Source organism: Dyadobacter sp. CY261, assembly GCF_021440085.1.
Classification (GTDB): Bacteria; Bacteroidota; Bacteroidia; order Cytophagales; family Spirosomataceae; genus Dyadobacter.
The window spans coordinates 1-6,094 of sequence record NZ_JAKCPW010000045.1 but is presented as its reverse complement, the minus strand read 5'-3'; the positions used below and the strand labels follow the sequence as shown (position 1 = coordinate 6,094).

4 protein-coding genes and 1 pseudogene are annotated in these 6,094 nt (G+C 45.0%); all 5 read left to right on the top strand.

Annotated elements, in window-relative coordinates:
• Window positions 1-285, top strand: a 285-nt coding sequence (locus LZD49_RS35140; protein ID WP_234672871.1) for an isochorismatase family protein, incomplete at its 5' end; no start/stop codon positions are given.
• 99 nt (window positions 286-384) lie between these two features.
• Window positions 385-2,187, top strand: a complete 1,803-nt coding sequence (locus tag LZD49_RS35135) for an amidohydrolase (RefSeq protein WP_234673287.1) — start codon at window positions 385-387, stop codon at window positions 2,185-2,187.
• Window positions 2,188-2,515: 328 nt separating this feature from the next.
• Window positions 2,516-3,850 (top strand): hypothetical protein, encoded by a 1,335-nt coding sequence (locus tag LZD49_RS35130; protein WP_234673285.1) that lies wholly within the window; start codon window positions 2,516-2,518, stop codon window positions 3,848-3,850.
• A 185-nt stretch (window positions 3,851-4,035) separates the two neighbouring features.
• Complete coding sequence (locus tag LZD49_RS35125; protein WP_234673283.1) at window positions 4,036-5,565, top strand: peptidase M61; 1,530 nt, start codon at window positions 4,036-4,038, stop codon at window positions 5,563-5,565.
• Window positions 5,566-5,854: 289 nt separating this feature from the next.
• A pseudogene (locus tag LZD49_RS35120) lies at window positions 5,855-6,094 on the top strand (hypothetical protein); the annotation flags it as partial.

The window sequence follows — 6,094 nt, the reverse complement described above, 5'->3', positions numbered from 1 at the left end:
GCTATGCCTGCCATCCAGGCTGCTGCCGAAGGCTATGATGTATTTGTGGTAACAGATGCCTGCGGATCGGTTACAGCGGAAGCGCACGATATGGCGGTTCGCCGTATGGTACAGCATGGCATTACACCCATCAACTGGATTGCGGTCACATCTGAATGGCAGAGGGATTGGGCCCGCCTGGATACTGCTGCCCAGTTGGCCGGTTTGATGATCGAACATACAGGGGCAACCGGCGTAGCTTATGCATGGGAACAGCAATTACTCAATACGCCTGTACCGGCTTAACAAGCATAATGCCTGGAAGGCGACATCCCGATCTTTCAGCATGTCGCCAGCGGTTAGGCCTTCAGTAAGTGTAGGTTTTATCAATCAAGACAAATATCTATGAAAAAAGCTATTTCATTACTCACATCCGTATTGATCAGTTTAGGATTACATGCACAAACGAAAAATCCATCAGCCGGTGCGGACCTGATCGTTTATCATGCTAAGATCACTACTCTGACGGCAGCACAGCCGCAGGCCACTGCGCTTGCTGTCAGTGCCGGCAGAATTTATGCAGTCGGCAACGACGAAGAAATCCTTGCCCTTAACGATGGCCACACCCGCCTGATCGACGCAGACGGCAGACGCCTGATTCCCGGACTGGAAGATTCGCATATGCATCCGCTGAACGAGAAAAGTTTCAATTATAAGGTAAGGTGGGATAATGTACCAACGCTTGAAAGAGCGCTTGAAATGCTGACCGAGCAAGCGGCGAGAACACCTGATGGTCATTGGGTAAAGGTACACGGCGCATGGTCTCCTTATCAATTTAAGGAGCAACGTTATCCAACAATTGAAGAATTGAACAAAGCTGTGCCAGACAAGCCTCTATATGTTCAGTATGCTTACAACAGGGTTTGGCTCAACAAGTCGGCCATGAAATTTTTTGGGATTGGCACGTCAAAATTCCCGATGCTACCCGGCACCGAACTCCAAAAGGACAGTAAAGGCAATTATACGGGAGTCATTGAGGGATATACTTTTGAATTTCTGGCAATGGATGCCATGTTGCCAACAGCGACACCTGAGGAGCAGGTCAGCTCCCTTGAATATCTGATCAAAGACCTGAACCGTTTCGGATTAACCTCTGTCATCGACAACTCGAGCCTCATTGGTTACCCCGAAGGTCACGCGCCTCTTCAAACCCTTCTCAAAGAAAACAGGCTCAACATCCGTTTTCCGTTCGCTGACCTTGGGTTCAGTTATGATCCTAAAAAAAATTGGGTAGATACCGAGATAGAAAGGATCACGAAGACCTCGCCTTTGAGCCCGGGACAAAATTTGCACCCCAATCTCGAGCATGGCTACGAGTATGAAGGCACCGGCGAAGTACTCCGTGCCGAGACCCACGACCATGAGAATTTTGACAGGCCAACTGTGATCATTCCAAAAGAGAAAATGAGGCAATACGCGGAGGAAGATGTACGTAAACTCATACAAAAGCGAATCCCGTTCCGTTTGCACATAACCTACAACGAAAATCTGACGCCTTTCCTGGACGCAATGGAAGAAGTGGTTAAGACCGCGCCGCTTGACGGCATGCGCTGGAGTATAGAACATGCAGAAACTATCAGCGATGAAAATATTGCAAGAATCAAAAGGTTAGGCGGCGGTATCGCCCTAGACGCTAAAATGGCGCTCCACGGAGAAGCTTTTGCAAAGACCCATGGCAGAGAAAAAGCTTTATACACGCCAAGGTTCAACGCTTTGATGAAAAGCGGCATTCCATTGTCGCTCACATCAGACGCTTTCCGAGTCGCTCCCGGTAATCCCTGGATAGGGATCAGTTGGGCAGTGACTGGCAAGGCTGTTTCTGGTAATGTCATTCTGGCTGAAGATAACCGCCTGACCCGTGAAGAAGCCCTGAGGTTATATACCGTCGGTGCCGCATGGTTCGAATATCAGGAAAGTGACAAAGGTCGAATTGCACCAGGAAATCTTGCTGACTTCGTGCTCCTTAGTGATGATTACTTTTCTATGCCTGATGACCAGATCAAAAACCTGCAATCTGTGCTGACCGTAGTAGGTGGACGAATTGTATACGGCTCCGATAAATTCAGTAGCCTTTCGCCGAAGATCGCAGATCCGCTACCGTCCTGGTCACCTGTGAAATATTTTGGCGGCTACCATTTTGAAAAATAACATGCAACGATAATAATGGAACAGTACAGTTGTAATTAAAATAGCATCCCGGATTCTGGGATGCTATTTTCCAAAGTTTAAAAATGAGCCCACTAACCAAATTTTTTCGAAGCCTTCTAAAATACACTGCTGCAAAGCTTCAAGGATTCAGATGACCCATAATTTCTCACTTCGAAAGATAACGTATATATGCAATCGTTATCATAAGCTTTAATAGTGGCTGAATTGGGGAATTTAATGTCTCTCGGGCAAGAAAAATCGGCAATTATGTAAGCATCGCCAGCACATTTCATCAGTTTCAAAATCAAGCACCAATTGGATTGGTTATATGAACAAAGACATCATACCTATGCAGGAGCGAGCGGCAGGCAGGGCACAAGGGCTGGAACGCCAGGAAAAATTCATCGAAAATTATCTGGCCGAACGACGAAAGCAAACCGGCGAGGACAAAGAGGAATATTTCCTGCCCAATGATGGCTGCGCCGGACCGGAAGCCGTGGAGCTCAATGATGACATTGTTATCATTATTGTCGACTCTCAATGGTGGCTGACGGATTGGGATAAGGATTACAAGATCAACGAAGGCTGCGCGATCAAGAACAGGGCTACGTTCTCTTTTGTGTTTGAAAACATGCTACGCAAATACAAGAACAAAAATGTAGTTATAGCCATGCACCATCCTCCCTATACGTACGGCCCACATGGCGGGGCTGCTACTTGGCGGCAGCACATTTTTCCCTTGGTTGACATTGATCCAGAACTCTACATTCCACTGCCGATCCTGGGGAGTTTGGGTGTGCTTCTACGTGGAAGCATCGGCTCCCGGCAGGATACACCCAACAAATACTATAAAGATCTTCGCGAAGGACTGCTAGCAGGTGCCCGCAAGAACGGAAGTTTCATTTTTGCCAGCGGCCATGAGCATGCCCTGGAATACATAGAACGGTCAGGGCAAAAATTCATTGTCAGCGGCAGTGGCTCAAAGGTAAGTCTGGTAAAGCTTGGGAAGGGCTCCGAGTTTGCAGCCGGAAAGCCAGGTTATAGCATGCTTTCTATTTATCAAAATGGTGAAACCTGGACGCAGTTCTGGGAGCTTAATGCAGAAGGGACCGATGCAACGCTGGTTTTTCAAAAGAAAATTAAAGACAAACCAAATCCACCAGACATCGATACGCTCAATGCATTCACTGAATATAACGCGCATGCTGATTCTTCCATTCAGCATATTACGATCAATAAACCCAAACCAGCTGGCAGGTTTCATAATTTTATGCTCGGCGAGCATCACCGACAGTTGTATTTGGAAAAATACCCTTTCCCCGTCCTGGACATGTACGTTTACAAGGGCGGCGTTAAAGCTGTCAAACAAGGCGGTGGTAACCAAACCAACTCATTGCGCGTGCGCCGACCATCGGCGGCCAGCAGGGACTACGCGGTTACCGCACGCAAAGGTTTTACGGCAAAAGCTCACTTTGGCATAACACCGATTTGCGCATCAAATTTGGCACGAGCTACAATCGTACATTACCTTTCACCTTTGGTGTATTCGGGGCGTTTGATTATGGAAGGGTTTGGGAGGAAAATGAGGAGTCCAGGCAATGGCATTACAACTATGGCGGTGGTTTTTATTTCGCTCCGATTGACATTCTGGTTTTCTCAGTAGCAGCTTACATCCCAAAAGAAAAAAACGAACAATCGCCCAGAGTGACGCTACGGCTTGGGTTTGAATTCTAAGGCTAGAATTCGAGTTCGATAGATGTACAGCAGTCTATAACGGACTACAATAACAGCCTATTTGGGAATTTAAAACGATAATTGCGCTTCTTAACCACTATTGAAAGTAAATACATGAAAAACTTCAGACAAATTATTGTCCTACTGGCTGTATCTATCAAATTAGCGGCACAGCCGCAAACCGCTAACTATCAGTATAAAATAGATTTGATAAATATCAGGGCCGATAAGATTCTTGTAACATTTACGCCCCCTCAGAACAACTTAAAAGAGGGTAAATACATAATACCCAGGATGGTTCCCGGGTATTATGATGCCATGGATTTCGGTCAATATATATCAGATTTTAAAGCAGTTGATGATAAAGGAAGACCAATTGAAGTTAAAAAGCTGGATGTGAACACTTGGATGGTTGCGGACCTGAAAAACGCTGCTGAGATAAGTTACCTGGTATCCGATGGATGGGAACACCTTACGCAGCAAACCGGAGGCGCGAAATCTCCTGCCAGTATGTTTAAAAAAGACAGTTTGTTTATCATCAATTATAACTCGCTTGTTGGGTATTTTGATGAAATTACAACTGCTGGCTATGATATCACAGTCAAGAAAAACCCCGAATTCTACCCTTCATCCGCTCTGAAATATATTCCTAAAAATGACACAATCGATGTTACGTCAGCAAAAGATTATCGGAATCTTGTCGACTCCCCGGTCTTTTACTGTGTACCGGATACCACCTGGTTAAGAGTGGGTAACACGAATGTCCTGGTTTCTTTTTATTCCGGGAAGCATAAGTCTTTTTCAAAAAATCTGGCCGCCAAGCTGGAAACGATTTTAACTAACCAGCAGGCCTATCTTGGGGGAAAGTTACCCGTAAATGAATATGCATTTCTGATTTATCATGAAGAAATACCGCGAGGACTCATGGGTGACGGCCTTGAACACAGCAATTCGACCGTCTGCTTGTACGCTTCACAGACCTTAGATGAACTCCCCAACGCATTAAAGGGTCTCGCCTCGCATGAGTTTTTTCATATTTTAACCCCACTTAATATCCACTCGGAAGAAATACTGGAATTCAACTTCCTTGATCCTGTGCTATCTAAGCATTTGTGGCTTTATGAAGGAATGACCGAATATGCCACCATCCATATGCCTGTCAAACAACGGATGACAACCTTGGTGGAATTTACCAAAGTGATTGAGGGGAAAATAAGGGGAATGGAACCCTTCGACAATACGCTTTCGATGACTGAGATGAGTACCACAGCGATCAAACGCCAAGATCAATATCTGAATTTTTATCAGAAAGGAGCTTTGATCGGTTTATGCCTTGATATACGCCTGAGAGAACTTTCCAAGGGAAAAATAGGCACGCAAGATCTAATGCAAAAGCTGATGAAGAAATTCGGTCCAGAAAAGGCTTTCAATGACGAAGACTTATTTGATGAAATTACGGCTATGACTTTTCCCGAGATTCGTCAATTTTTTAAATACTACATAGAACAAGGAGAGCCGCTCCCCCTTAAAGAGAGCTTACAAAAGGCCGGACTTGATTTTGATCAGACTTTAAAAGTGATTACTGTCATTGATAAACCTTCAAAAAGTCAACTTTCCCTGCGAAAAGCCTGGGTTAATCAATAGATTTTCCAGCATATCGGTACTAATGACCATTCTTAAGTCCATTTCCGAAACGTAGCTGGCCTAGTCTAAATACATTTTTCTTGCTGCCGGGCCGGTAACCTAATGCATTGAAATGTTGACTATTACATTTTATATTTTCGATTCCTGATCGTATCAATAAGGATACTTTATAGACGAATGTCTACATGTTTTTGAAACAAATGTCATCTTTTCAATTAATCGAGTTTGTGACATTTGCTTCTCTCAGCTTTTGCAAAGCATTGCTCAATTTAATTGTAACTATCAAAACATGCCAAACATTCAGAAAAAAGGCCTTGAAGCTCTGTTGCGTCCCGAGGACAGTATCGTTGTGCTGATCGATCACCAGCCATTCCAGTTCGCTAACCTGCACAGCCACGAGCCTACTATGATTATCAACGCTGTTGCAGGCCTTTCAAAAGCCGCAAAGGTCTTTAACGTGCCAACCATTCTGACCACAGTTGTTGAAGAACGCGGCGGGTTCCTTATCAAACAGATCCAGGATGTGTTT